At 67.6% G+C, this 24,019-nt stretch carries 21 protein-coding genes and 2 tRNA genes; 4 read left to right on the top strand and 19 right to left on the bottom strand.

The genetic code is table 11. The annotated features are described in order from the left end of the window. Positions 1-2: 2 nt before the first annotated feature. Entirely contained in the window at positions 3-1,160 is a 1,158-nt protein-coding gene (gene proB, locus ACZK5G_RS15065; RefSeq protein ID WP_478463932.1) for a glutamate 5-kinase, read from the top strand. Further along, positions 1,157-2,428: a glutamate-5-semialdehyde dehydrogenase gene (locus tag ACZK5G_RS15060; RefSeq protein ID WP_478463930.1), complete on the top strand. Its 1,272-nt coding sequence runs from the start codon at positions 1,157-1,159 to the stop codon at positions 2,426-2,428. Before proB ends, ACZK5G_RS15060 begins: the two co-directional genes overlap by 4 nt. 169 nt (positions 2,429-2,597) lie before the next feature. On the opposite strand, the gene pgaD is transcribed toward ACZK5G_RS15060, so the two are convergent. The 10 genes from pgaD to ACZK5G_RS15010 all read right to left on the bottom strand — a co-directional run bounded on the left by pgaD (position 2,598) and on the right by ACZK5G_RS15010 (position 13,281). Next, entirely contained in the window at positions 2,598-3,068 is a 471-nt protein-coding gene (gene pgaD, locus ACZK5G_RS15055; RefSeq protein WP_032129407.1) for a poly-beta-1,6-N-acetyl-D-glucosamine biosynthesis protein PgaD, read from the bottom strand. Then, on the bottom strand, positions 3,065-4,321 hold the full coding sequence (gene pgaC, locus ACZK5G_RS15050) for a poly-beta-1,6-N-acetyl-D-glucosamine synthase (RefSeq protein WP_010486660.1): 1,257 nt from the start codon (positions 4,319-4,321) through the stop codon (positions 3,065-3,067). The genes pgaD and pgaC overlap by 4 nt, the downstream gene beginning before the upstream one ends. Before the next feature lies 1 nt (position 4,322). Continuing rightward, positions 4,323-6,209 carry a poly-beta-1,6-N-acetyl-D-glucosamine N-deacetylase PgaB gene (gene pgaB / locus ACZK5G_RS15045; protein ID WP_478463929.1) on the bottom strand — a complete coding sequence of 629 codons (1,887 nt, stop codon included), beginning with the start codon at positions 6,207-6,209 and terminating at the stop codon, positions 4,323-4,325. A gap of 1 nt (position 6,210) precedes the next feature. Then, positions 6,211-8,238: a poly-beta-1,6 N-acetyl-D-glucosamine export porin PgaA gene (gene pgaA / locus ACZK5G_RS15040; protein ID WP_478463928.1), complete on the bottom strand. Its 2,028-nt coding sequence runs from the start codon at positions 8,236-8,238 to the stop codon at positions 6,211-6,213. A 343-nt stretch (positions 8,239-8,581) separates the two neighbouring features. Next, positions 8,582-9,787 carry a CynX/NimT family MFS transporter gene (locus ACZK5G_RS15035; RefSeq protein WP_478463927.1) on the bottom strand — a complete coding sequence of 402 codons (1,206 nt, stop codon included), beginning with the start codon at positions 9,785-9,787 and terminating at the stop codon, positions 8,582-8,584. A 222-nt stretch (positions 9,788-10,009) separates the two neighbouring features. Next, positions 10,010-10,086 (bottom strand) — tRNA-Pro (locus tag ACZK5G_RS15030). Between the two features lie 140 nt (positions 10,087-10,226). Further along, a tRNA-Pro gene (locus tag ACZK5G_RS15025) sits at positions 10,227-10,303 on the bottom strand. Between the two features lie 56 nt (positions 10,304-10,359). Further along, positions 10,360-10,473 carry a cytochrome bd-I oxidase subunit CydX gene (cydX, locus tag ACZK5G_RS15020; RefSeq protein ID WP_032129411.1) on the bottom strand — a complete coding sequence of 38 codons (114 nt, stop codon included), beginning with the start codon at positions 10,471-10,473 and terminating at the stop codon, positions 10,360-10,362. A gap of 54 nt (positions 10,474-10,527) precedes the next feature. Then, positions 10,528-11,682 carry a cytochrome d ubiquinol oxidase subunit II gene (cydB, locus tag ACZK5G_RS15015; RefSeq protein ID WP_049401140.1) on the bottom strand — a complete coding sequence of 385 codons (1,155 nt, stop codon included), beginning with the start codon at positions 11,680-11,682 and terminating at the stop codon, positions 10,528-10,530. 15 nt (positions 11,683-11,697) lie between these two features. Then, positions 11,698-13,281 carry a cytochrome ubiquinol oxidase subunit I gene (locus ACZK5G_RS15010; protein WP_032129413.1) on the bottom strand — a complete coding sequence of 528 codons (1,584 nt, stop codon included), beginning with the start codon at positions 13,279-13,281 and terminating at the stop codon, positions 11,698-11,700. 228 nt (positions 13,282-13,509) lie between these two features. On the opposite strand from ACZK5G_RS15010, the gene cydD reads away from it, so the two are divergent. Both cydD and cydC read left to right on the top strand, forming a co-directional pair. After that, positions 13,510-15,255, top strand: coding sequence for a thiol reductant ABC exporter subunit CydD (gene cydD, locus ACZK5G_RS15005; protein ID WP_478463925.1), 1,746 nt, complete (start codon positions 13,510-13,512; stop codon positions 15,253-15,255). Then, complete coding sequence (gene cydC / locus ACZK5G_RS15000; RefSeq protein ID WP_132810503.1) at positions 15,252-16,925, top strand: thiol reductant ABC exporter subunit CydC; 1,674 nt, start codon at positions 15,252-15,254, stop codon at positions 16,923-16,925. The genes cydD and cydC overlap by 4 nt, the downstream gene beginning before the upstream one ends. A gap of 91 nt (positions 16,926-17,016) precedes the next feature. Here cydC and ACZK5G_RS14995 read toward each other — a convergent pair whose 3' ends face one another. The 9 genes from ACZK5G_RS14995 to ccmC form a co-directional block, all read right to left on the bottom strand. After that, positions 17,017-17,361 carry a DUF1294 domain-containing protein gene (locus ACZK5G_RS14995; protein WP_071229728.1) on the bottom strand — a complete coding sequence of 115 codons (345 nt, stop codon included), beginning with the start codon at positions 17,359-17,361 and terminating at the stop codon, positions 17,017-17,019. Beyond that, positions 17,362-18,474 carry a homoserine O-acetyltransferase MetX gene (gene metX / locus ACZK5G_RS14990; RefSeq protein WP_478463924.1) on the bottom strand — a complete coding sequence of 371 codons (1,113 nt, stop codon included), beginning with the start codon at positions 18,472-18,474 and terminating at the stop codon, positions 17,362-17,364. Between the two features lie 138 nt (positions 18,475-18,612). Next, entirely contained in the window at positions 18,613-19,593 is a 981-nt protein-coding gene (locus ACZK5G_RS14985; protein ID WP_478463922.1) for a tetratricopeptide repeat protein, read from the bottom strand. Further along, positions 19,587-20,036, bottom strand: a complete 450-nt coding sequence (locus tag ACZK5G_RS14980; RefSeq protein ID WP_032129419.1) for a cytochrome c-type biogenesis protein — start codon at positions 20,034-20,036, stop codon at positions 19,587-19,589. The genes ACZK5G_RS14985 and ACZK5G_RS14980 overlap by 7 nt, the downstream gene beginning before the upstream one ends. A 4-nt stretch (positions 20,037-20,040) precedes the next feature. Continuing rightward, a complete protein-coding gene (locus tag ACZK5G_RS14975; RefSeq protein ID WP_134950781.1) occupies positions 20,041-20,658 on the bottom strand; it encodes a DsbE family thiol:disulfide interchange protein in 618 nt (205 codons plus the stop codon). A gap of 8 nt (positions 20,659-20,666) precedes the next feature. Then, positions 20,667-22,586 carry a heme lyase CcmF/NrfE family subunit gene (locus tag ACZK5G_RS14970; protein ID WP_071229731.1) on the bottom strand — a complete coding sequence of 640 codons (1,920 nt, stop codon included), beginning with the start codon at positions 22,584-22,586 and terminating at the stop codon, positions 20,667-20,669. Next, positions 22,587-23,048, bottom strand: coding sequence for a cytochrome c maturation protein CcmE (ccmE, locus tag ACZK5G_RS14965; protein WP_014647764.1), 462 nt, complete (start codon positions 23,046-23,048; stop codon positions 22,587-22,589). It abuts the gene before it with no gap. After that, entirely contained in the window at positions 23,045-23,233 is a 189-nt protein-coding gene (locus ACZK5G_RS14960) for a heme exporter protein CcmD (protein ID WP_032129786.1), read from the bottom strand. Before ACZK5G_RS14960 ends, ccmE begins: the two co-directional genes overlap by 4 nt. Continuing rightward, positions 23,230-24,000 (bottom strand): heme ABC transporter permease CcmC, encoded by a 771-nt coding sequence (ccmC, locus tag ACZK5G_RS14955; RefSeq protein ID WP_049460760.1) that lies wholly within the window; start codon positions 23,998-24,000, stop codon positions 23,230-23,232. Before ccmC ends, ACZK5G_RS14960 begins: the two co-directional genes overlap by 4 nt. Between the last annotated feature and the right edge of the window lie 19 nt (positions 24,001-24,019).

Here is a 24,019-nt window from a genome sequence, read left to right as displayed (position 1 = left end):
CGATGATCCAGCACGCTGCCCACGTCGCCTCGCCGTTCCCGCAACAGGCGCTGCCGCCGTGGCGGCGTGCGGTGCTGAAAGTCGGCAGCAGCCTGCTGGCCGCCGATGGCGGCGGCCTGTCACCTCGCCACGCGCTGGGCCTGGCACAGTTCGTGTCGGCCAATGTACTGGCCGGGCGTGAGGTGGTGATCGTCTCCTCCGGTGCGGTTGCGGCGGGGCGCGCGATCCTGCCGCGGGCCGATGAACCCGGTGCGGCGATGGCGGCGCGGCAGGCCCTGGCCGCGCTCGGCCAGGCGCAGCTGATCGGGCTCTGGCAGCGCTTCTTCGAGCGCCCCGTGGCGCAGGTGCTGCTGACCCACGACGACCTGCGCAACCGCCGCCGCTACCTCAACGCACGCGCCACGCTCAATGAGTTGCTGCGGCTGGGCGCGTTGCCGGTGGTCAACGAGAACGACACCGTGTCGGTGGACGAACTCAAGCTCGGCGACAACGACAACCTGGCCGCCACCGTGGCCGCGCTGGTCGATGCCGATGCACTGTTCATTGCCACCGACATCGACGGCCTGTACAGCGCGGACCCGCGCATCGTGGCCGATGCGCGGCCACTGCACGACGTGCCGGAACTGAGTGACGAGGTGCTGGCGATGGCCGGCGGCGCAGGGTCGCGCGCCGGTACCGGCGGCATGCGGACCAAGCTTGAGGCGGCGGCCAAGGCGGGTCGTCTCGGCATCGAGACCTACCTTTTCAACGGCCGCAGCAGCGACGTGGTGCGTGCACTGGCGCAGGACCGCCTGTTCGGCACCCGCATCCACGCCGCGCGCAGCCGCGAGGCGGCCCGCAAGCACTGGCTGCGGCATGCACCGCTGACCGAAGGCGCGATCGTGATCGATGCCGGTGCGGCACAGGCCATGCGTGAGAAGGGCGCCTCGTTGCTGCCCGGTGGCATCACCGGTGCGGAGGGCGCGTTCCGGCGTGGCGATATGGTGCAGGTGTGCTGGAATGCACCACAGGGCCGTGTCTGCATCGCCCGCGGTGTCAGCCAGTACGCCGCCGATGATGTGCGCCGGATCGCCGGTCGCCATTCGCGCGACATCGAGGCCGTGCTGGGCTACAACTACGGTGGCAGTGTCGTCCATCGCGACGATCTGGTGCTGCCATGACCGGTTTGAAGGACACCCCGATGAGCGAAATCGAAGCGCAGGCGCGTGCCTGCCGTGACGCGGCCCAGATCGTTGCCGGCCTCGACAGTGCGGCCCGCAGCACGCTGCTGCTGGCAATGGCCCAGGCACTGGAAGTGAATGCCGGGCTGATCCTGGCCGGCAATGCGCGTGACCTTGCTGCCGCGCGTGACAAGGGCGTTGGCAGTGCCATGCTCGACCGCCTGGCGCTGGACCCGGCACGCCTGTTCGCGATGGCCGAAGCCGTGCGTGAGGTCGCTGCGCTGCCCGATCCGGTCGGCCAGGTCACCCGCGACGATGTGCGTCCAAACGGCATCCGTGTGCAGAAGGTGCGCGTGCCGCTGGGGGTGATCGCGATGATCTACGAGGCGCGCCCGAACGTGACCGCCGAAGCGGCCGCGCTGTGCCTGAAGGCCGGCAATGGCGTGATCCTGCGCGGTGGTTCCGAGGCGATCCACTCCAACACCGCCATCGCCCAGGCGCTGTCCGGCGCATTGAAGGCCAACGGCGTACCGCCGGCTGCGGTGACCGTGCTGACCGACCTGCGCCGCGAAGCGATGCTGGGACTGCTGCAGTTGCATGAGCTGATCGACCTGGCCATTCCGCGTGGCGGCGAAGGCCTGATCCGCTTCGTCGCCGAGCATGCGCGGGTGCCGGTGATCAAGCATTACAAGGGCGTGTGCCATCTGTTCGTGGATGCCAGCGCCGACCTCGGCAAGGCCATTGACCTGCTGGTGGATGGCAAGTGCAGCCGCCCTGCAGCCTGCAACTCGCTGGAAACGCTGCTGGTGCACCGCGAGGTGGCCGAAGCGTTCCTGCCGCGCGTGGCGCAGGCGCTCGGCGAGCGCGGCGTGCAGCTGCGCGCCGATCCACTGGCGCAGCCGCTGCTGCCGGGCAGCATGTTGGCCACTGAAGACGACTATGCCGCCGAGTTCCTCGATCTGGTACTGGCGGTGCGCGTGGTTGACGATCTCGACGCTGCCATTGCGCACATCCGTGCCTACACCTCCGACCATACCGAAGTGATCGCCACCGAAGACGCGGGCAACGCCGAGCGCTTCGTCACTGCGCTGCGCTCGGCGGTGGTGATGGTCAATGCGTCCTCGCGTTTCTCCGACGGCGGCCAGCTGGGCCTGGGCAGCGAGATCGGCATCTCCACCACGCGCCTGCACGCGTACGGCCCGATGGGGCTGGAGGCACTCACCGTCGAACGATTTGTCGTGCGCGGTGAAGGGCAGACCCGCACGTAGATCCACGCCATGCGTGGATGCTCTTCGTGGTAGACCCCGGTGCCGACCAAGGTCGGCACCCACCAGAGAGAACGCCGACCAAGGTCGGCACCCACCAGAGAGAACGCCGACCAAGGTCGGCATCTACCAAAGCAAGTGCCGACCAGGGTCGGCACCCAGGGCAATCGAGTTACACCACCTCGCGGCGGATGCCGATCGGCCGCGCGTGATCGTCCATGTGCAGCGTGGCGGCCTTGCAGCCCAGCAGGCGCTCGGCCAGCCCGGTGCTGGCCCCCAGGTCGGCGGCCACTTCGTTGAGGCTGGCCAGCGGCCGCGGCAGGCGCCGGTCGTGGCCGCGGAAGCGCGCGCGGTTGTACTCGGCCCAGCCGATCAGCAGTACGCTGGCGCACAGCAGCATCAGCGGCAACGCCACCAGCACATAGGGGTCGAACTGGCTTTGCCGTTCGTACAGCTGCTGCCAGGCCAGCTGGCCGCCGACCAGCCACGACACCAGGGTGACCAGTGGGGCCCACAGGTAGAAGTAGAACCCCCAGAACGCCAGGGTGACGAAGCCCCAGGCGGTGCGCTGGAAGCGTGGTTGGCGATGCGGCTTGCGGATCATCCGCGAGTCGAAGCGGTTGGACGGGCGTTGTGCGTTCATCGGATCCCCCGATCGGGACTGGTCCAGGTGGCGCGCTTGCTGCGACGGCGCAGCAGGGTTTTCGGCAACGCCACCAGGGTGGTGGAAAGGCTGATCAACCAGTACGCCATCGGGTACCAGATGACCCAGAAGTAGTTGCGTCCAATCTGTGTTTCGTAACGACGGTCGATGATCAGGCTGCTGGCGAACTGCAGCAGGCAGACCAGGGCCAGGATCACGCCATGCCACTCCGGCAGCAGGCTGGCGATATGCAGTTGCGGGGGCAGTTCGATGAACTTGCCCAGCGCCCACAGCACCACGATGAACAACATGGTGTAAGCCCAGATCACGCTGAGCACGTACTCCAGCAGTACGCCCCACATGCGCCGCTCCTTCCAGTGCAGCAGCGAGCGGGCGTGGCGCAGCATCACCTCCACGCCGCCCTGGGCCCAGCGCAGCCGCTGCCGCCACAGCCCCTTCAGGGTTTCCGGCATCAGGATGAAGCATAGTGCGTTGGGTTCGTAGCGGATGTCCCAGTGCGCACGCTGCAGCCGCCAGCTGATGTCGATGTCTTCGGTCACCATGTCATCGGACCACCAGCCGACCTGGTGCAGGGCGGTGCGGCGGAAGCCGGCGATCACGCCGGAGATGGTGAAGATGCGCCCGTACACCCGCTGCGCGCGCTTGATCATGCCGATGATCGAGGAGAACTCGGCCACCTGCAGGCGTCCGAGCAGGGTGGAGCGGTTGCGGATGCGCGGGTTGCCGGTGACCGCGCCGACCCGGTTGCCACTCACCAGGTGCCAGATCATCCAGTGCAGCGCGTGTTCTTCCAGCATCGCGTCGCCGTCGATGCACACCAGGTATTCCGAGCGTGCGGCGAGCGCCCCCATGCGCAGCGCATTGGCCTTGCCGAGGTTGCGGTCCAGGTGCAGCACGCGCAGCCGTGGGTGCTTTGCCGCCAGGGCGTCCAGCCGCGCACCCGTGTCGTCGCTGCTGCCGTCGTCGATGGCGATCACCTCATAGTCGGCCGGGTAGCGCTGTGCCAGCGCCGCGCCGAGTGTGTCGTCGAGGTTCGCCGACTCGTTGTGGCAGGGAATCAGCAGGCTCGCGAACGGTGGATCGACCATCAGCGGCGGGTCGTTGCGTGGGCGCGAATGGCGTTCGCGCCGGAAGTAGTAATACAGGCCGCCCGACATCCAGAAGAATGCCATCACCATCGGGTAGTAGAAGGCGAACTGGAACAGGACCTGCAGCAACGGATGCATGTCCATGTCACTTCTCCGGGTACGGGAAGTTGCCGGCGGACATTGCCGCGCGGGCATCGCGGGTGGAGGGCTGGTCGGCGATGAAGTCGTCCGGGTACCAGGCGAAGTGGTGCACGCCCTGCGCCTGCAGCTGGCGGATCTGCGCGCGCAGGCGCTCGGCGGGAATCGGTTGCCCGCTGCGCCAATCGACGGTCTGCAGTTCGAACAGGGTGTGCTGCAGCTGTGGGTCATGTGCACGCACCGCGGCCAGCAGCTGGTCGAGCCAGCGTTCCGGATGCTTGCTGCCTTCCATCCACGGCATCGCCATCAGTGCGGTCTGGTCGTAGGCCTTGTTGAACAGGTCCAGGCGCTGCGCGAACCAGGCTTCGCTCTGCGGGCGCAGCACCGGCTCCGCGTACAGGTTGCGCACCGTGGCCAGCTTCGGCCGCCAGCGCTGCGCGCTGTTGCGCAGCGCCAGGGTGAAGTTGATCAACGCCTGCGTGCGTGCGCTGCCCCCATCGCCGGGCGCCAGCGTGGGCAGCTCGGTGTCGCGCAGATAGCCATCGTCATGGAACAGCAGGCCCTCGAAGTAGGAGTTGACCGCCAGATCCTCGTAGAGGTCGAGCATGACCTGGCGCGCCTGGGGATTGGTGAAGTCCAACCGGTACATGCCATCGGCATCGCCGTTGCGGATCGCCAGCGCCTTGCGCTGCACCGGGTCGGGCAGCTCGAAGCCGAGTACCGGCAGCCATGCGTAGACCTTCACCCCCGCACGCGATTTCAGCTGCCAGGCGACGCGACTGAACAGGTCCGCGCGCATCGGTATGTGGCGGTTGGGGAAGTACAGTGCATCGGCGGTGTTGTTGCCGTCCGGATCGGCGAACGCCTGCAGGTAGACGTGCGTCGGTGCGATGCGCTTGACCCGCTCGATCAGTGCATCCAGATTGCGCGCCTGCTGTGCGGGCTCCGGGTCGTAGACATCATCCAGGTCGATCTGCAGGGCACGGATGCCATCGAGTGCGACGTCGCGGCGCAGCTCGTAGGCCAGCCCTTCCACGGTCGGGTTGTCGCTGACCAGGAAGCGCGCCAGGCCATGCAGGTCGCTGGCCACCGGCGTGCTGCGGCCCTCCAGATCGAAGGACACCGGCATGCCCAGCTGCTCGGCGATGTCGTTGCTCAACTGGTTGTAGGCCGCGTATGGCCAGACGATGGCGCGCGGGCGCACGCCCAGATGCTGCTCGATGCGCTGCACGCTGCGCGAGAGATCGGCGCGCAGGCGTTGCGCGTACTGCGCCTCGCTCTCATAGCTGCGCGTGGCGGGGTTGTAAACGCGGGTCACGACAGCCGGGGTGGAGTTCCCCTGTGGGTTGGCGAGCACCCCGTGGTGCAGGTCGTCGGTATGGCTGGCCACTTCGATCAGGCCGCTGTCGTGCATCTGCTTCAGCTGTGCCCAGGTGATGAAGTCGTCGCGGCCGAACGGCCGGTAGCCATAGTCGATGGTGCGGCCAGGTGTCATGTCCACGTAGTCGGTGATCACCGCCACCAGCGCCGGATAGCGGTAAGCCTGCAGCAACGGGAAGGCCTTGTCGTAGACGCTGCGCAGGCCGTCATCGAAGGTCAGCAGTACCGGTTTCGGTGGCAGCGTGGCGCGTCCCCGGGAGGCGTCGATCACCTGCGACAGCGACACCGGGTGGTAACCGTGTGCCCCCAGCCAGTCCAGATGGGCGGCGAAGTTCTGCGTGCTCACCGCATAGGTATCGGCATCCCCCTTGGCTGCGACCTGGTCGCGGATGTCGTGGTAGCTGAGGATCAGCAGGCCGTTGTCGATCGCATCGAGATGCAGGGCCTGCTGCGCGAAGGCCGGCGGCGCAGCCGACAGCAGCAGGAGCACGATCAGGCGCAGGATGCGGGTCATGTCAGTCTCCCCAGCGCAGTGCGGCTTCGAAGCCGATATGGCGTTCGCGATGGCCGTCGTAGACCGGCCGCGACCAGCGCACGCCATACTCGAACACGCGGCCCTGGCCCAGCTGCCACTCGTGCATGTATGACACCGACGGCACCAGTGCACTGCCGAAGCCGTCCTGCCAGTAATCGCCCAGCGAGACGGTCAGCCGGTGGCGGAAGTGGCGTTCGTAGTGGCGCCACAACTGCTGGTCGATGCGCAGGCCGATCTCGACCATGCGATCACGCTTCGGGTTGAAGTAGGGAGCATCATCACGGCTGCCGCGACTGGTGTAGGCACTGCTCAGGCCATCGATCAGCCACCGTGGGCGTGTCAGCAGCCGCTGCTCGACGCTGGTGCTGAACAGTTCGCGATGGTTGCCATCGTCGTAGCGGAAGCGGCTGGCGCCGAACATCCAGTGCGTGCGTTCGCTGCGCCGGTAGTCGACCTGCGCGCTGACGCTGTCGGCAGTGATGCCGGCCACGCGCGCCTGCATTGATGCATCCGGATCATTGCGTGCGGCGGTCAGTCCGGCATGCCAGTGGTCGTTGAACTGCCAGCCCGCGCCGACGCGCAGGCCGGTATCACCGATGTGGTCGTTGGCGCGCAGCACTGCAGCTTCCGCATCCAGACGGCCGAATCGGTAGCGTACGCCCGCGCCCAGCCACAGCGGGTCGATGCGCTGATCCTGGAAATCGACCGAGCGCCGGTCGGCGAAGGCGAACAGCCGCCAGCGATCGTCTAGTACGGGTGTCTGGACTTCCATGCCATAGCGGCGGTCGTCGTTGCCCAGTGGCGAGGTGCCACCACCGCCGGAACTGCGTCCGATGTCGGTCCATGCCTTCAGCTGCCAACCGCGGTGCGCGCGCCAGGCCTGGTCCATGCGTTCGACGGCGGGCTGGGTGGGGTAGCGCGCGACCAGATCGTCGTGCAGCGGTCGCGCCAGGTCATCGCGTTGCAGGGCGACGTAGGCTTCCTGCATGCCCAGCCGTGGCTCGATGTCGCGCGGGTCCAGCGCATGCGCCATCTGTTGCCGTTGCAGCGCCCTGCGTGGCCAGCCGCGCATCATGTACACGCTGCCCAGCGCGCTCTGCAGGCCGCCGTTGCCCGGTGCGATGTCGACCATCGATTCCAGATCGCGCTGCGCGGTGGGCAGGTCACCGCTGTAGGCGCGCACCATCGCCAGGTTGAGGTCGGCTTCGTAGCGCGACCAGTTTGGATACGGCGACTTGCCGTTGCTCCAGCGCCAGGCAGGTTCCTTGTCGCGCCACGCCTGCAGCAGGTCGACGGCCTTTTCCTGCTGCTCGCTTTCCAGGTAGGCGTAAGCCAGTTCCGAATGCGAGGCGTCGCGCGTCGGATCGCCTGCGACGGCCGCCTGCAGCACCGGAATGGCTTCTTCCGGATGCAGCGTGCCCATCAGCGAATCGCCGACCGCAGGCAGAACATAGTCGGGCAGGGCATGGCCTTCAGCCTGCAGTGCGCGGGCTTCCTCTCGCACCTGCGCATGGCGGCCCAGCCGGTTGAGCAGGATCAGCCGGTCCATGCGGATGCGCAATGGCGCCTGCTCAGGTGGGGTGCCTTCGCTGCCCAGGTAGCGCTGCATGCGCGCCAGGGTCGATTCGGCTTCTTCCAGCCGGCTGTCTTCGCTGCTGCTGTAGGCCAGGCTCCAGACCACCAGCTTGGCCAGGTAGTCGCCTTCGATGCGTTGCTTCTGAGCAGCGTCGAACAGTTGCGGGCGCTGCTGGTACAGCTCCCAGGCGCGCCAGGCATTGCCGATGTCGCCCAGGGTCAGGACGCGCAGCTTGAACAGCAGGTCGTCGTTGGGCTGCTGCTGGCTGGCGCGCTCGATCGCGCCGAGCGCATCCAGCCAACGGGCCTGGTCGCGGTAGCGGCCGATCTCGGCCAGGGCCGCCTCGCGGTCAGGCGGGGCAGCGCTGCTGGCCCAGGCCAGGGCGGTACAGGCAAGGCCGACGCAGAGCGCCAGCCGGCGGTGGACAACCATTGGGGACCCCCTTGGCTTCCGAACCAGACAACCTGAAAAATGTGACGCACATCACATGCCAGATTTTGGGATGGCCGTGGCCTGCGTCACTCCCCTCGCGAACTCCCATCCAGCAGGGATGGGCGAAACCAGGACAGCGACCTGCAATGTCTTGTCTGAAACGAGAGTCCCCCGCACACCGAGTGGTGGCCTGGGCGGCGCTGCCGCCCCCATGCCCGATGCCGGCACGCGGCAAGGATGGGCATTCGTGGGCACTATCCGCCCGGAATTGTCAGCCCGGCGTCAAAATGCGCAGACGGGCTGACGAGCGGTAGGTGGGGCCGGTTGCGAGGCCCCACGTGGCTTACCAGAGGTCTTCCAGCTTGCGCGGCTTGCAGGCCACCCAGGAGGCGCACAGCATCAGGGTGGCGCAGCCGAACAGGAAGCTGAATGGGATCGTCCAGCCGTTGCTGACGGTGTGCAGCCAGCCGACCAGGAACGGCCCCAGGCAGCTGAAGCTGTAGCCCACGCCCTGCATGAACCCGGACAGCGCGGCCGAGCCGGTGGGGGTGCGGGTGCGCAGGTTGATCAGGGTCAGCGCCAGCGGGAAGGTGGACGGACCGACGCCGAGCAGGCAGGCCCACAGCAGCGGCGCCTTCATCGGGGCCACAAGCAGGCCGGTGAAGGCGATCACGAACGAGAAGAAACCGATCAGCACCAGCGGGAACGGGTTCTGCAGGCGCACCGCCATCGACGGAATGACCAGCGACGGCAGCAGGCCCAGTGCCGAGAACACGGCGACCATCACGCCGCCGAACGCGGGCGTGCCACCGGCCTCGACCACGATGCGCGGCAGCCAGGTGAACATCGAATAGGTCATCAGCGAGGTCATGCCGAACATGAGCGTCATGCTCCAGCCCAGCGACGTGCGCCAGACCTTGCCGTGCGGCTGTGCGGTGGGATCGGTGGCGTCGGCCTGGGGCTTCGGTGCGCGCTTGGCCAGCAGCAGCCACGGCAGGGCGGCGGCCAGCGCCAGCAGCGCCCACATGCCCAGCGACACGCGCCAGCCCGCAGCATTCGCCACCGGCACTGCCAGCAGCGCCGGCAGCATCGTGCCCAGCTGCAGCACGCTGATGTACAGCGTGCTCATGGTGCCAACCTTGTTGGCGAAATAGCGCTTCACCAGCGGCGGCACCACCACGTTGCCGATGCCCATGCCGGCCAGTGCAACCACCGAACCGAGCAGCAGCGTGCCGACGTTGCCGGCGCTGGAACGCAGCAGCAGGCCGGCCATCGCCATCACCATCGCCAGCAGCGTGGTGCGTTCCAGGCCCAGGCGCCGCGCCAATGCCGGCGTGGCCACGCCGAACAGCGCGAACGAGGCGGTCGGCAGCATGCCCAGCACGCCGGTCATGGTGGTGCCGAAGCCGAACTGCTGGCCGAGCACGTCCAGCAGCGGGGTGATCGAGGTGACCGCAGTGCGCAGGTTGACCGCTGCCAGCAGGATCGCGGCAAACGCGAGGACACGGCCGTGCAGCAGCGACGGCGAATCGGAAGGGGAGGAACTCATCGGTGGTCCTTGCAGGTGTCGCACGCCGCAGCAACGGCATGCAGCGCCGGCATCGGTCTACGCCGAAGCGGCAGGTGGGGGTGGGGGCTGCAGGAGGGCCGGCAGCGCGGCCATTGTACGTGCGCTGCGCGGCAAGGTCCCGTCACGCGGGCGGCCTGGCGCTTGATACAAAAAAACCCGGAGGACAGTGATGTCTTCCAGGCTTCTTGGTGACCACCGAAGTGGTCGGGGAGACAGGATTCGAACCTGCGACCTCTACGTCCCGAACGTAGCGCTCTACCAGACTGAGCTACACCCCGAAGGGAGCCGCCTATTCTAGCGATTCACCCCGATGGCGGCAAGGGGTGAATGCTGTTTTCTTCACACTGCCGAAGCAGTGCCACTTCAGGGAACAAAAAAGCCTGGACGACTTCACCAGGCTTCAATGCGACCACTTGAGTGGTCGGGGAGACAGGATTCGAACCTGCGACCTCTACGTCCCGAACGTAGCGCTCTACCAGACTGAGCTACACCCCGAAGGAGCCGCCTAAGATACCGTGTGAAGGCCCTGTCGGCAACCCTTTTTTACAGTTTCAATGCACGTCGTTGTCGGTGCGGGCGCTTTCGCGCGCTTCGAACCACATCCCGTTGAGGATGGCCACGACCGAGGCCAGTCCGGCACCGAGAATCCAGGCGAAATACCACATGGTCAATCTCCTATGTTCAAGGGATGTGCCGACCGTGGGCCGGCACACCGGCAATCAGTAAGCGTTGGGGTTGTCGCCCATTTCCTCGACCGTCGTCTTGCCCTTCAGTACGCGGTACACCCAGGTGGTGTAAGCGATGATGATCGGCAGGAAGATGGCCGTGGCCAGCAGCATGACCCACAGCGTCAGATGGCTGGACGAGCTGTCCCAGACAGTCAGGCTGGAGGTGGGCTGGCTGGAGGACGGCAGCAGGAACGGGAAGATCGCAAAGCCGACGGTCAGGATGATGCCGGCGATCGAGGCGCCCGAGGCGATGAAGGCCAGGCCACCACGACGTGCGCGCAGCAGTACCGCGCTGGCCAGTGCGCCCAGCAGGCCCAGCACCGGGAACACCAGCGTCGCCGGCATGGAGCTGTAGTTGCGCAGCCAGCCACCGGCGGCCGTGCCCAGTTCGGCGGTCTTCAGCAGCGGATTGGTCGGGCCATCGGTGACCACCTGCGAGGTGATCTGGTAACCCGGCAGGCCGAAGGCCACCCAGGCACCGGCCACGGCGAACAGCACGAAGCTGATGATGGCGGCGACGCTGCCGTAACGTGCGGCACGTTCGGCCACCGGGCCGTCGGTCTTGATCACCAGCATGGCCGCACCATGCGAAACCAGCATGGCCACGCTGATCAGGCCGGCGATGAGCGCGAACGGGGTGAGCAGGCCGAAGAACGAACCGGTGTAGGTCACGCGCAGGGTGTCATCGAAGTGGAACGGCACACCCAGCAGCACGTTGCCCACGGCGACGCCGGCAATCAGGCCCGGCAGCAGGCCGCCGATGAACAGCACGCGGTCCCAGTTGTCGCGCCAGCGCTTGGACGGCAGCTTGCTGCGGTACTTGAAGCCGACCGGGCGCAGGATCAGCCCGAACAGCATCGCAAACACCGCCAGGTAGAAGCCGGAGAAGCTGACCGCATACAGCGGCGGCCATGCGGCGAAGATCGCGCCACCACCCAGCACCAGCCAGACCTGGTTGCCTTCCCACACCGGGCCGACGGTGTTGATCACCAGCCGGCGTTCTTCATCGGTCTTGGCCACGAACGGCAGCAGCGTGCCGACACCAAGATCGAAACCATCCATCACGGCCCAGCCGATCAGCAGGATGCCGAGCAGCAGCCACCAGATCACGCGGAGCGTGGTGTAATCAAGTGCAATGAATTCCATCTGGATTCTCCTGCCTCAGGCCTGGCCGGGGGCGACTGCATTGGGGGAAGCGGGGCGGATATCGGCCTGCAGCGAGGGCAGGATGTCGTCCGGACCCTTGCGGACCGCCTTCAGCATCAGCTTGATCTCGATGATCAGCAGCACCGTATACAAGCTGGTGAACACCGCCAGCGTGGTCAGGATTTCATGCAGTGCCAGGCCCGATGCCGCGTAGAAGGTGGGCAGCACACCATCCACCGCCCACGGCTGGCGGCCGTACTCGGCGACGAACCAACCGCACTCGATCGCGATCCACGGTGCCGGCAGCGACCACACGGCCAGCTTCAGGAACCAGCGCTTGTCCTGGAAGTTGTTGCGGCACGAGAAGTAGAACGCCAGTGCGAAGAAGGCGATCAGGTAGAAGCCCAGGCCCGCCATGATGCGGAAGGTCCAGAACAGCGGGGCCACGCGCGGGACGGTATCCATCGCGGCCTTGGAGATTTCCTCCGGCGTCGCGTTGAGGATGTCTTCGCGGTAGCGCTTCAGCAGCAGGCCGTGGCCGAGATCCTGCCAGTGGCGATCGAACATCTCGCGTGCTTCGAGGTCGTTCCGGTTCTTCTTCACGCGTTCCAGTGCGCCATAGGCGATCTGGCCGCCGCGGATGCGGTGCTCGGCACGCTCCACCAGTTCCAGGATGCCCGGGATCGGCTGGTCCAGCGAACGGGTGGCGATCAGGCCCATCAGGTACGGGATCTTCACCGCGTAGTCGTTCTGGTGGGTGTCCTGGTTGGGAATGCCGAAGGCGGTGAAGTCGGCCGGTGCACGCTCGGTTTCCCACATTGCTTCGATCGCGGCCAGCTTCATCTTCTGGTGTTCGCTGGCGGCGTAACCACTCTCGTCACCCAGCACCACCACCGACAGCGAGGACAGCAGGCCGAAGGCTGCGGCCACCGCGAACGAACGGCGGGCCATGTCCCGATGCTTGTTGCGCAGCAGGTACAGGGCGCTGATCGACATCACGAAGATCGCACCGGTCACGTAGCCGGCACTGACGGTGTGCACGAACTTGGCCTGGGCCACCGGGTTCAGCAGAACCGCAGCGAAGTCGACCACTTCCATGCGCATCGTTTCCGGGTTGAACACCGCACCGGTCGGGTTCTGCATCCAGCCGTTGGCGATCAGGATCCACACCGCCGACAGGTTGGTGCCCAGCGCCATCAGCCAGGTCACAGTGAGGTGCTTGACCGGGCTCAGGCGCTTCCAGCCGAAGAAGAACAGGCCGATGAAGGTCGCTTCCAGGAAGAACGCCATCAGGCCTTCGATGGCCAGCGGCGCACCGAAGATGTCGCCCACGTAGTGGCTGTAGTACGACCAGTTCATGCCGAACTGGAACTCCATCACCAGGCCGGTGGCCACGCCGATGGCGAAGTTGATGCCGAACAGGGTGCCCCAGAACAGGGTCATCTGCCGCCAGACCTGCTTGCGGGTCATCACGTACACGCTCTCCATGATGGCCACCATGAAGGACAGGCCAAGCGTGAGCGGTACGAATAGGAAGTGGTACATCGCGGTCAGAGCGAATTGCAGCCGCGACAGTTCTACGACTGTCTGATCAATCATGGCCTGGCTACCTCGTTGGATAGTGCCGTTGCAGGTGGCGGGAAGGGTGGTCTACGGGGTGAATGATGTGACCGACTACTTCAAACAGCCTTGATCCAGATCAATGTATGAATGGGTATTCAGGAGGATCGTATGCCAACCCGATGAAGACTGCGACCGCCGGCCGCAGGGGGAGGCTGTTGCCTGCGCCTACAATGCCGTGTCTCCCCTGTTACCCGTGAAGACCCCTTGAGCGCTGCCGAAACGACCCCTGACGGCCTTTCCCCGGAAGCCGAAACGACCCGCCAGCGGCGTGCCCGCACCGCCTGGCTGGCCGATCTTGCGCGCTCCGCTCGAGGTCGCCAGCGGCTGGCGGCGCTGTGCATCAGCCTGTCCGGCGCGCTGCTGATCGGCCAGGCCGCTGCCATCGCCTGGCTGGTGCAGCAGGTGCTGGTGGAACGCGCACCGCTGGCGTCGGGCCTGCCGGAGCTCGCTGGGCTGGCGGTGATCCTGGTGCTGCGCACGCTGCTGGGCAGCGCCACCCAGGCGGCTGCCGGTGATGTGGCCGATGCCGCGCGGTTGGCGCTGCGCGAGCGTGTGTTCGCGCGCCTGCTTGGACATGGGCCGCTGTGGCTGCGCCAGCGCCGCACCGGCGAGCTGGGCGAACTGATGCTGCATCACGGTGATGCGATCGAGAGCTATTACAGCGGCTTCCTGCCGGTACGCACCGAAGTGGTGGTGGTGCCGCTGCTGATCCTGGCCGCAGTGGCCTGGGTGGATTGGGTGGTGGCGCTGATCCTGCTGTTCACCGCACCGCTGGTGCCGTTCTTCATGATGCTGGTGGGCTGGGGCGCTGAAGCCGCCGGCCGTGCGCAGCTGGGCGAGCTGGCGCGGATGAGCGGCCACTTCGCCGACCGCATCAAGGGTCTGGGCCTGCTGCGCCTGTATGGCCGCGGCGAGGTCGAACTGGACGGCATCGCGGCCGCCGCCGAAGGCGTGCGCGTGCGTACGATGAAGGTGCTGCGCATCGCCTTCCTGTCGTCCACGGTGCTGGAATTCTTCGCCTCGGTGAGCGTGGCGATGGTTGCGCTGTACCTGGGCCTGAGTTATCTGGGCCTGATGACGCTGCATGCAGCAGTGCCGACGCTGGGCGCCGGGCTGTTCTGCCTGCTGCTGGCGCCGGAGTTCTACGCGCCGCTACGGCGGCTGGCCGCGCACTACCACGACCGCGCCAACGCGCTGGCCGCTGCCGCCGAAGTAGAGCGCCTGCTGCAGTCGCTGCCCGGGGAGCAGGGCTTGATCGAAAGCGAGGTTGCACCGTTGGCGGTGGAACCGGCCGAGGCTGCCTTGCCGCCGCTGCAGGCGCAGGGGCTGGTGCTGCGCCCGCTGGGTGCGCCGCATGATGTGCTGCAGGATCTGGACGTGCTGCTGGAACCGGGCCAGCGCCTGGCCCTGGTCGGCCCCAGCGGATCCGGCAAGAGCACGTTGCTGGAAGCGCTGGCGGGGTGGTTGCCGCCGCGTGCCGGCAAGCTGCAGCTGCGGCCCGGCGTGCAGGTGGCGTACGCCAGCCAGCGGCCGTACCTGTTCCACGGCAGCATCGCCGACAACCTGCGGCTGGCCGATCCCGGTGCCAGCGATGCGCGGTTGCGCGCAGTGGCCGAGGCCTCGCAGGTGCTGCAGTTCGCGCAGCGCCTGCCGCAGGGGCTGGATACCGTGATCGGCGAGCGCGGCTTCGGCCTGTCCGGTGGTGAAGCACGCCGCATCGGCCTGGCCCGCCTGCTGCTGCGCGACCCGCAGGTGCTGCTGCTGGACGAACCCACTGCGTTCCTCGATGCCGATACCGAAGCCGCGCTGCTGCGCAGCCTGGCCGCCTATGCACGCGGCCGCAGCGTGGTGGTCGCCACCCACAGCCCTGCGGTGATCGCCTGGGCTGACCGTTGCCTGCTGTTGCCGGAAGGCCGCCTGGTCGAGCCGGCACAGGCGGTGCGCGCATGAGCCGTTCGCCTGATTCGCTGCGCGCGGTGTTCCTGCGCCATCGCCCGCGCCTGCTGCTGACCGTGCTGTTGCTGTGGATCACGATGCTGGCCGGTACCGCCCTGCTGGGCCTGTCCGGTGGCTTCCTGACCGCCGCTGCGCTGGCCGGTGCGGCCGGGCTGGCGCAGGGCTTCAACTTCTTTTCGCCGTCGGCCGGCATCCGCGGCCTGACCATGGCGCGCATCGTGTCGCGCTACTTCGAGAAGCTGGTCGGCCATGATGCCACGCTGCGCATCGCCCGCGATCTGCGCGTGTGGTTCTTCCGCCGCGCGCTGCCACTGGCACCGGCGCGGCTGGGGGCCACGCGTACCGGCGAACTGCTGGCACGCCTGCTGGGTGACATCAATGAGGTGGATGGCCTGCTGGTGCGTGCGATCGGGCCGCTGGTGGCGCTGGGTGCGCTGTCACTGGTGGCGATCGCCTCGGCCGCGGTGATCCTGCCGTCTGCGGCGGTACTGCTGGCGGTGCTGGCGTTGCTGATCGCCTTCGGTGTGCCGTGGCTGGGCGTGCGTGGTCGCGACGATGAGGAGGCCGACCGTGCCGCGCATCGTGCTGCCCTGCGTACCGCAGCCTTCGAAGGACTGGAGGGCGCGGGTGATCTGGCCGCGTTGCATGCCGATGCAGCGTGGCAGTTGAAGGTGCGCGTGGCGGCAAAACAGCTGGCTTCGCGGGATCGTCGTCGGCGCTGGCGCCTGATCGCGGCCTCGACCCTGCATGGCCTGGTCGCCGGGCTGGGCCTGGTGGCGATGCTGGCGTTGGCCCTGCATGCGGCCGAACAGCAGCGCATCGCGCCGGAAATGGCGGCGGGTCTGGTGTTCCTCACCGTGGCACTGATCGAACTGTGGGCCGGCATGGGCCTGGCCTGGCAGTCGCTGCAGTCCGGGCGCATCGCCGCCGATCGCCTGCAGGCCATCGTCGAGCAACCGCCGACGGTGGAGGACCCGCAGGCGCCGCAGGCGGTGCCGCAGGCCGCGCGCGTGCATTGGGATGACGTGCACTTCCAGTGGCCCGGTGCGGCGCGGCCGGTGTTGTCCGGCCTGCAGCTGACCCTGGCGCCGGGCGAGCGGATCGCGATTCGCGGCGACAGCGGCAGTGGCAAGACCACCCTGTCGAGCCTGCTGCTGCGGCTATGGGATCCGCAACAGGGACGGTTGACCTACGGGGGCCGCGACCTGCGTGATTTCGCCCAGGCCGACTGGCACCGGCAACTGGCGTGGCTGCCGCAGAACGCGCCGGTGTTTGCCGGCAGCGTGGCCGAGAACCTGCGACTGGGTGATCCCGATGCCAGTGACGCAGCGTTGTGGGCGGTACTGCGTCGCGTGCGCCTGGGCGAGTGGGCCGAGCGCAACGGTGGCCTGCAGACCTGGGTGGGCGAGAACGGCGCGACGATGTCGGCCGGCCAGGCACGACGCCTGGCGCTGGCGCGCGCGCTGCTGCGCAATGCGCCGATCCTGCTGCTGGACGAACCGACCGAAGGCCTGGACGTGGATACCGCACGTGCGTTGCTGCAGGACCTCTCCGGGTTGCTGGACGGGCGCAGCCTGCTGATGATCACCCACGACGACCTGCCCGACGGCGTGGTGGATGCGCAGTACCGGTTGCGTGATGGGGTTCTGGTGCGCGAAGCGTGAATGGTAGTGCCGGCCGCTGGCCGGCAACCTCATGGCGCTTGATATGGATACGGAATTGCCGGCCAGCGGCCGGCACTACCCATTCGAACGGTTACCGCGAGAACTCGCGCAGCATCACCGCGATCGAGGCCACGTTGGCCAGCACGCACAGCCAGAACACCCACTGGAATTCGGCTTTGCGATGCTTGTGGCGGAACAGCGCCTGGCCCAGCAGCGCGCCAGGCCAACCGCCGGCAAAGGCCAGCAACTGCAGTGTGCGCTCGGGAATACGCCACTGCTTTCGCTGCGCCGCGCGCTTGTCGTGGCCGTACAGGCCGAACGACACCGCGCTGGCGAGCAGGCACCAACCGCCCAGCCACAGCGGCAGCACGCCGCTGACCGTCAGTGCGATCAACGCACCGAATGCGGCCAGCGCGAGGTTACGCCGCCATGCCACTTACAGCGCGTCGAGGAAGCTGCGCACGGCCGGGCCGAAACGCTCGAAATCGACGAGGAAGGCGTCATGGCCCTGCGGCGACTCCAGGCCGATGAAGCGCGCATCGGCACCGCCGGCGCGCAGGCCGTCGGCGACCTGTTGCTGCTGCTGCACCGGGAACAGGATGTCGGTGTTGGCGCCGATCGCCAGCGCCTTCTCCACCCGGATCTTCGCCAGCCCGGCCAGCACGTCGCCGTCGGCATACTCAGCCAGGTCGAACCAGTCCATCGAACGGCTCAGGTACAGATAGCAGTTCGGATCGAAGAAGCGCACGAAGCGCCGTGCATGGCCTTCCAGATAGCTTTCCACCTGGAATTCGAGGCCGAACGGATCGTCGTCGGCCTGGTCCGAATCCAGCCGCACGCGGCCGAAGCGGCCATCCCATTCCAGTGCCGAACGGTAGGTGATCACGCCCAGCTTGCGCGCCATGCGCATACCGGACTCGGGATACTCGGCATCGTCGTAGTGACCGCCATTCCAGCGCGGATCAAGGCGGATCGCCTCGCGCTGCAGCGAACGGATCGCGATCGAGAACGGCAGTGCCTGCGCACTGCCGGAAATGTTGACGTGGCTGCGCGCAATGCCCGGGTGCAGCATCAGTACCGCGAGTGCGGTCATGCCGCCCATTGAATTGCCGACCACGCAGGCCAGCTGTTCGATGCCCAGTGCACGCACGACTTCGATCGCGGCGCGTGCGCCGTCTTCGATCGACAGCTCGGGGAAGTCGAGGCGATACGGTTGGCCCGTGGCCGGGTTGAGCGATGCCGGGCCGGTCGAACCCTTGCAGCTGCCCAGCGAGTTCACGCACACCACGTACCAGCGGTCGGTATCGATCGGCTTGCCGGGGCCGACCATGCCTTCCCACCAGCCCGGTGCGGGGTTGGCGTCATTGGCCGCGGCGTGTGCATCCGGCGACAGGCCGGTCACGATCAGGATCGCATTGCTGGCGTCGGCGGCCAGCGTTCCCCAGGTTTCATAGGCCACGCGTGCGCCATGCAGGGCGCCACCGCGCTTGAACGGGAACGGCGAGGGCAGGGCGTGGAAGCGGGTGCCGGGCGGGATGAATTCGGTCATGCAGCCATTCTAGCGGGGCCGCATGTGGAGCTGGCGACACGCTGGTTTCCATCGGCGATGCACCCGGTGGTGCCGGCCGCTGGCCGGCAACCTCATGAATCTGGATGCACCCACGTGGTTGCCCGCCAGCGGCCGGCACTACGGGAACCGCAGCTCCACCACGCCTTCATGCGGCAGGCTCACCTTCACCGGCACGCTCTGCAGATCGTCCTCGCCGCGGTTGGCACTGCCGCTGCGCGAGATGCGTGCCAGCACTTCCACTTCGCGATGCGCGGACAACGGTGCGGTCGGCATCGGGCTGTCTGCGTCGCCCAGCCCGACCGTGGCCGGGAAACCGGCCAGAGGCAGCTTGCGTGCGGCCACCGGCATCGGCGGTCCACCCACGGCGCGGGCCAGCACGAATACCTGGGTGCTGGCGGGCCACTCGGCGTTGTTCAGCGCAGGCAGTTGCACGCGCACCTGCAGCAGCGCCGGTGGCGCCGCAGCGGGCGCCTGGCCGGCGGCTTCGCGGGCGATGGCGATCTGCGCCTGCAGCGCCTGCGCGGCGCCGGGCTCAAGCCGTGGCAGCAGGCCGCTCCAGATGTCGGCAGCCTCGGCATTCTTTCCGCGCTGGCGCAGGGCGATGCCCAGCAGCCAGCTGGCGCGCTCCGCATCGGGCGCCAGCGCACGAGCCTGCTGCAACCAGGCCATCGCGGTGTCATCGAACTGCTTGCCGGCATCGGCCTGCGCACGTGCCTGCGCCGCTTCCACCAGCACGCCGGGGTCTTCCGGGGCGAGAGCGGCAGCACGTGCGAAGGCATCCGCTGCGGCTGCGGCGTTGCCCAGTTCGGCCTGCGACCGGCCCAGCAGCGTCCAGCCATCGGCTCGCTGCGGGTCTCGCTTCAGTGCATCCTGCAGGGCCTGCACGCCATCGCGCAGGGTGGCTACCGACGGGGTCGGTTGTACCTGTGCGGCACGCGGATCACCAACCAGCAGATACAGGCAGGCACCGGCCACGCCCAGCGCGAGCACGCCCACCACGAAACCGCGGCGACCGTGGTGGCGCAGCGGCCACAGCACCAGCGCCGCCATCAGTGCGGCCACCAGTCCAGCCAGCATCGCCAGCCAATGGCTCACCATCCGTCTCCTTCATCGGTCTTGCTGGCGGGGGCGGCAGCAACCGTGCGGCCACGGCGGCGGACGATGCCCAGTACCACCAGCGCGCCGGCGCCAAGCACCAGCAGCGGACCGCCCCACAGCAGCCAGGTGCCCGGCTGCAGAGGCGGTTGATAGAGCACGAACTCACCGTAGCGCGCGACCAGGAACTGCTTGATCTGTGCGTCGTCGCGGCCCTGCTGCATCAGCTGCAGCACCTCGCGGCGCAGGTCCTGCGCGATCTGCGCGTTCGAGTCGGCCAACGACTGGTTCTGGCACTGCACGCAGCGCAGCTGCGCGGCCAGGTCGTGGAAGCGGCGTTCTTCGGCGCCATCGCGGAACTGCAGTGGCTGCGGATCATGCAACGGCTGCTGTGCCAGCACGGCCAGCGGCAGCATCAGAAGCAGCAATGCCAGCAGCCAGCGCATGGGCTCAGGGCGCCGTGTGCAGCGTGCTGCCGGCATTGCCCTGGGCCTTCTCGATCTTCTCCAGTGCCGGGATCAGCTTCTCGTCGACCACGCGCTGGGTCATCGCACCGCTGTACTTCCAGCGCACGACGCCGCTGCCATCGACCAGGAAGGTCTCCGGTGCGGCGGTCACGCCCCAGTCGATCGCGGTGCGGCCTTCCACGTCGCTGAGCACGACCATGAACGGGTTGCCCAGCTGTTCCAGCCAATGCAGGGCATCGGTCGGTTCATCCTTCCAGTTGTAGCCGATCACGCGCACGCGCTTGCTCTCGGCGAAACGGGTCAGCACCGGGTGTTCCTCGCGGCAGGCCGCGCACCAGCTGCCCCACACGTTCAACAGGTAAGGCGCGCCGCGCAGTTCGTCGCTGTGCACGATCATTTCCGGGTCGTGCAGCACCGGCAGCGCGAACGCCGGCGCCGGCTTGTCGATCAGCGCAGATGGCAGCACGTCGCGCTGCGGGTCACCCGATTTCATCACCCCGTAGATCATCAGCCCGAGCAGGCCGAAGAAGAACAGCACGCCGATCACGATGGCTACCGGCGGCAGCGGGCGGGAGGGGCGCGGGGCGGGGGACTCGGACATGGAAACTCCTACGGACGACGGAAGCGGCGGTCGGCGGCGGTGATGAATCCGCCCAGGGCCATCAACAGCGCGCCCAGCCAGATCCAGCGCACGAACGGCTTGATGTGCACCCGGACCGCCCATGCATTGTTGCCCAGCGGCTCGCCCAATGCCACGTAGACATCACCATCGAGGCGTGCATCGATGCCGGCCTCGGTCATCACCTGGCCGCCGCTGGCGTACTGGCGCTTTTCCGGATGCAGCAGGGCCAGCTCGCGGCCGTTGCGGAACACGCGCAGGTGGCCGCGGTCGGCGATGAAGTTCGGTCCTTCACGATGGTCCACGCCCTCGAAGCGCACCTCGTGGCGGCCGACCACCACCTGTTGGCCCGGTGCCAGCGCCACTTCACGCTGTACGTTCAGGGCTTCCACCAGCAGCGCACCGGCCAGGAACACGGCGATGCCGGCATGGGCGACGATCATGCCGAGCATTTCGGCGGTGAAGCGGCCATTGCCGCGCAGTCGCTGCCAGACGAAACGTGCGGTACCGAACCCGACCCAGACCGCGGCAGCCACACCGAGACCGGCCTTCCAGCCGTTCTGCGGCGCCTGCCACCAGGCCAGCGCACCCAGCAGCACCGCCAGCCCCAGCCAGGGTGCCAGCAGCGCGAACGCGCGCGAGGGCTGGTCGCGTTGCCACTTCACCAGCGGGCCGAACGGCAGCAGCAGGATCATCGGTGCCATCAGCAGCAGGAACAGGCTGCCGAAGTAGGGCGGGCCGACCGAGATCTTGCCCAGCGACAGTGCATCGGCCAGCAACGGATACAGTGTGCCGAGCAGCACCATCGCGCAGGCGGTGGCCAGCAGCAGGTTGTTGGCCAGCAGCAGGGTCTCGCGTGAGGTGGCGGTGAAGCCACGGCGCGGATCGTCGGCGTCCACGCTCAGCTGGCTGGCACGCAACGCGTAAAGCAGCAGGCTGCCGCCGACCAGCACCGACAGGAACACCAGGATGAACAGGCCGCGCGAGGGATCGGCGGCGAACGAATGCACGCTGGTCAGCACGCCGGAGCGCACCAGGAAGGTGCCCAGCAGCGACAGTGCGAAGGCGGCGATCGCCAGCAGCAGGGTCCAGCTGCCGAAGGTGCCGCGCTTTTCAGTGACGGCCTGCGAATGGATCAGTGCCGCACCGACCAGCCACGGCATGAAGCTGGCATTTTCCACCGGGTCCCAGAACCACCAGCCGCCCCAGCCCAGCTCGTAATACGCCCACCAGCTGCCCAGCGCGATGCCCAGGGTCAGGAAGCCCCAGGCGACGTTGGTCCACGGCCGCGTCCAGCGCAGCCAGCGCGCGTCGACGCGGCCTTCCAGCAGTGCCGCCACCGCGAACGCGAACGGCACAGCAAAGCCCACGTAACCGATGTAGAGCATCGGCGGATGGATGATCAGGCCCGGGTCCTGCAGCAGCGGGTTGAGATCACGGCCTTCCAGCGGGGCCGGATTCAGGCGCAGGAACGGGTTGGAGGTGAAGATCAGGAAGGCGAGGAATCCGACGCTGACGATGCCCATCACCGCCAGTACACGCGCCTGCACCGGTGCCGGCAGGTGCCGCGAGAACAGCGCCACCGCGCCGGTCCACAGCGCCAGCACCAGTGCCCACATCAGCAGTGATCCCTCGTGCGCACCCCACACCGCCGAGTAGCGGTAGATCATCGGCAGCAGCGAATTGGAGTTCTCGGCCACGTAGCGCACCGAGAAGTCCTGCTGCACGAACGCAGCGGTGAGCACCGCGAAGGCGCCGGCGAGCAGCAGCAGTTGTGCGAAGGCGGCTGGCCGTGCCACCGCCATCCATGCCGTGTTGCCGCGATGCGCGCCGACCAGCGGCAGGCCGGCCTGCAGCAGCGAGGCCAGCAACGCGCACAACAACAGGATCTGACCCAGTTCGGGCAGCACTCAGCGCACCTCGGGTGCCGTCACCGGCACGTCATGCTTGCGATGGGCGTCGCCCATCTTGTCGGCCACTTCCTTGGGCACGTACTTCTCATCGTGCTTCGCAAGCACCTCGTCGGCGACGAAAGTGCCGTCCTGCAGTCGGCCGCTGGCGACCACCGCCGTGCCTTCGGCGAACATGTCCGGCAGGATCCGCGAGGTGGTCACTGCCAGTTGCGCGTCGCCGTCGGTCACTTCAAAGCGGGCCTCCAGCGAGCCGACCGGTCGGTTGAAGGAGCCTTTCACCACCATGCCGCCGAGGCGGAACCGCGACTGCGCATCGACATCGCCGCGCAGCACTTCCGAAGGCGTGTACAGGTAGGCGATGTTGCGTTCCAGCGCCATCGCCACCAGCGCGGTGGCCAGCCCGGAGGCGAGCAGGGCCAGCAGCACCCAGACCAGGCGGCGACGTTGTACCGGCGTCATCGTTCCAGCTCCGTCGACAGCGGCGCCGCAGCGTCCTGTTTGACGGCGCGGGTCTGCTGCCGCTGCTGGCGTGCCAGCGCCAACCGGCGTGCCACGCGCAGGCGCAGCCACGAACCGATGGCATCGGCGCCGAGTACCAGCACGAACACGGCGTAGGCGCCGATCACATAGGGCAGGTGGGTCATGATTGGGCCTCCCCGGCCGCACGTGCGGCATCGACGCGACCACCGACCCAGGCCTTGCCGGCCTCGCGGTCGAGATTGTCGGCGCGGGCCTTGGCCAGCACCGAACCAGCGAACCAGAACTTGGTGCCGATCACCATCCACCACAGTGGCGCGATCATCGCGCTGCTGATCGCCGATTCACCGAACACGTTGATCGACTGGCGCTGGTGCAGGCCGCCCCACCAGTCCACCGAATAGCGGATCACCGGCAGCAGGCTGACACCGACGATGGCCAGCAGGCCGGCCGCGCGTGCAGCGCTGCGGCGGTCCTCGATGGCGTGGTACAGGCCGATCACGCCCAGGTACAGGAACAGCAGCACCAGCTCGCTGGTCATGCGCGGGTCCCAGTCCCACCAGGTGCCCCAGGTGCCCTTGCCCCAGATGCTGCCAGTGAGCAGGGTGATCAGGGTGAAACCGGCACCCATCGGTGCGCAGGCCATGGCCAGGATCTCGCAGACCTTGATCCGCCAGATCAGGGCGATGGCGGCATACAGCGCCATCAGCGCGAACACGAACAGGCTCATCCAGGCGCTGGGCACGTGGATGTAGAGGATGCGGAAGCTGTCCAGCTGCTTGGCTTCCGGCGGCACCACCAGCAGCGCCTGCCACATGCCGACCAGCAGCACCGGCACCGCCGCGAGGTAGAACACCCGCGACCAGCGGGCAGCGAATCGGTCGAACGTGGGGGGCGAACCGAGTTGGTGGAACCAGCGGACAATCGGATTCATGCGTGGCGGCTATCCAGCA

Source organism: Stenotrophomonas sp. 62841_Sma, assembly GCF_056482945.1.
Note: the sequence above shows the minus strand (reverse complement) of the source record. Positions and strands in the feature narration are given on the sequence as shown.

Coding starts and splice junctions, on each gene's coding strand:
- proB (WP_478463932.1), top strand. CDS start 3: ATGATCCAGCACGCTGCCCACGTCGCCTCGCCGTTCCCGCAACAGGCG.
- ACZK5G_RS14960 (WP_032129786.1), bottom strand. CDS start 23,233: ATGACCCACCTGCCCTATGTGATCGGCGCCTACGCCGTGTTCGTGCTG.
- pgaC (WP_010486660.1), bottom strand. CDS start 4,321: ATGGACATGCATCCGTTGCTGCAGGTCCTGTTCCAGTTCGCCTTCTAC.
- cydC (WP_132810503.1), top strand. CDS start 15,252: ATGAGCCGTTCGCCTGATTCGCTGCGCGCGGTGTTCCTGCGCCATCGC.
- cydB (WP_049401140.1), bottom strand. CDS start 11,682: ATGGAATTCATTGCACTTGATTACACCACGCTCCGCGTGATCTGGTGG.
- ACZK5G_RS14980 (WP_032129419.1), bottom strand. CDS start 20,036: ATGCGCTGGCTGCTGGCATTGCTGCTTCTGATGCTGCCGCTGGCCGTG.
- ccmE (WP_014647764.1), bottom strand. CDS start 23,048: ATGACGCCGGTACAACGTCGCCGCCTGGTCTGGGTGCTGCTGGCCCTG.
- ACZK5G_RS14975 (WP_134950781.1), bottom strand. CDS start 20,658: ATGTCCGAGTCCCCCGCCCCGCGCCCCTCCCGCCCGCTGCCGCCGGTA.
- pgaD (WP_032129407.1), bottom strand. CDS start 3,068: ATGAACGCACAACGCCCGTCCAACCGCTTCGACTCGCGGATGATCCGC.
- ACZK5G_RS15060 (WP_478463930.1), top strand. CDS start 1,157: ATGACCGGTTTGAAGGACACCCCGATGAGCGAAATCGAAGCGCAGGCG.
- pgaA (WP_478463928.1), bottom strand. CDS start 8,238: ATGGTTGTCCACCGCCGGCTGGCGCTCTGCGTCGGCCTTGCCTGTACC.
- ACZK5G_RS15035 (WP_478463927.1), bottom strand. CDS start 9,787: ATGAGTTCCTCCCCTTCCGATTCGCCGTCGCTGCTGCACGGCCGTGTC.
- cydX (WP_032129411.1), bottom strand. CDS start 10,473: ATGTGGTATTTCGCCTGGATTCTCGGTGCCGGACTGGCCTCGGTCGTG.
- pgaB (WP_478463929.1), bottom strand. CDS start 6,209: ATGACCCGCATCCTGCGCCTGATCGTGCTCCTGCTGCTGTCGGCTGCG.
- ACZK5G_RS14985 (WP_478463922.1), bottom strand. CDS start 19,593: ATGGTGAGCCATTGGCTGGCGATGCTGGCTGGACTGGTGGCCGCACTG.
- ccmC (WP_049460760.1), bottom strand. CDS start 24,000: ATGAATCCGATTGTCCGCTGGTTCCACCAACTCGGTTCGCCCCCCACG.
- ACZK5G_RS15010 (WP_032129413.1), bottom strand. CDS start 13,281: ATGATTGATCAGACAGTCGTAGAACTGTCGCGGCTGCAATTCGCTCTG.
- metX (WP_478463924.1), bottom strand. CDS start 18,474: ATGACCGAATTCATCCCGCCCGGCACCCGCTTCCACGCCCTGCCCTCG.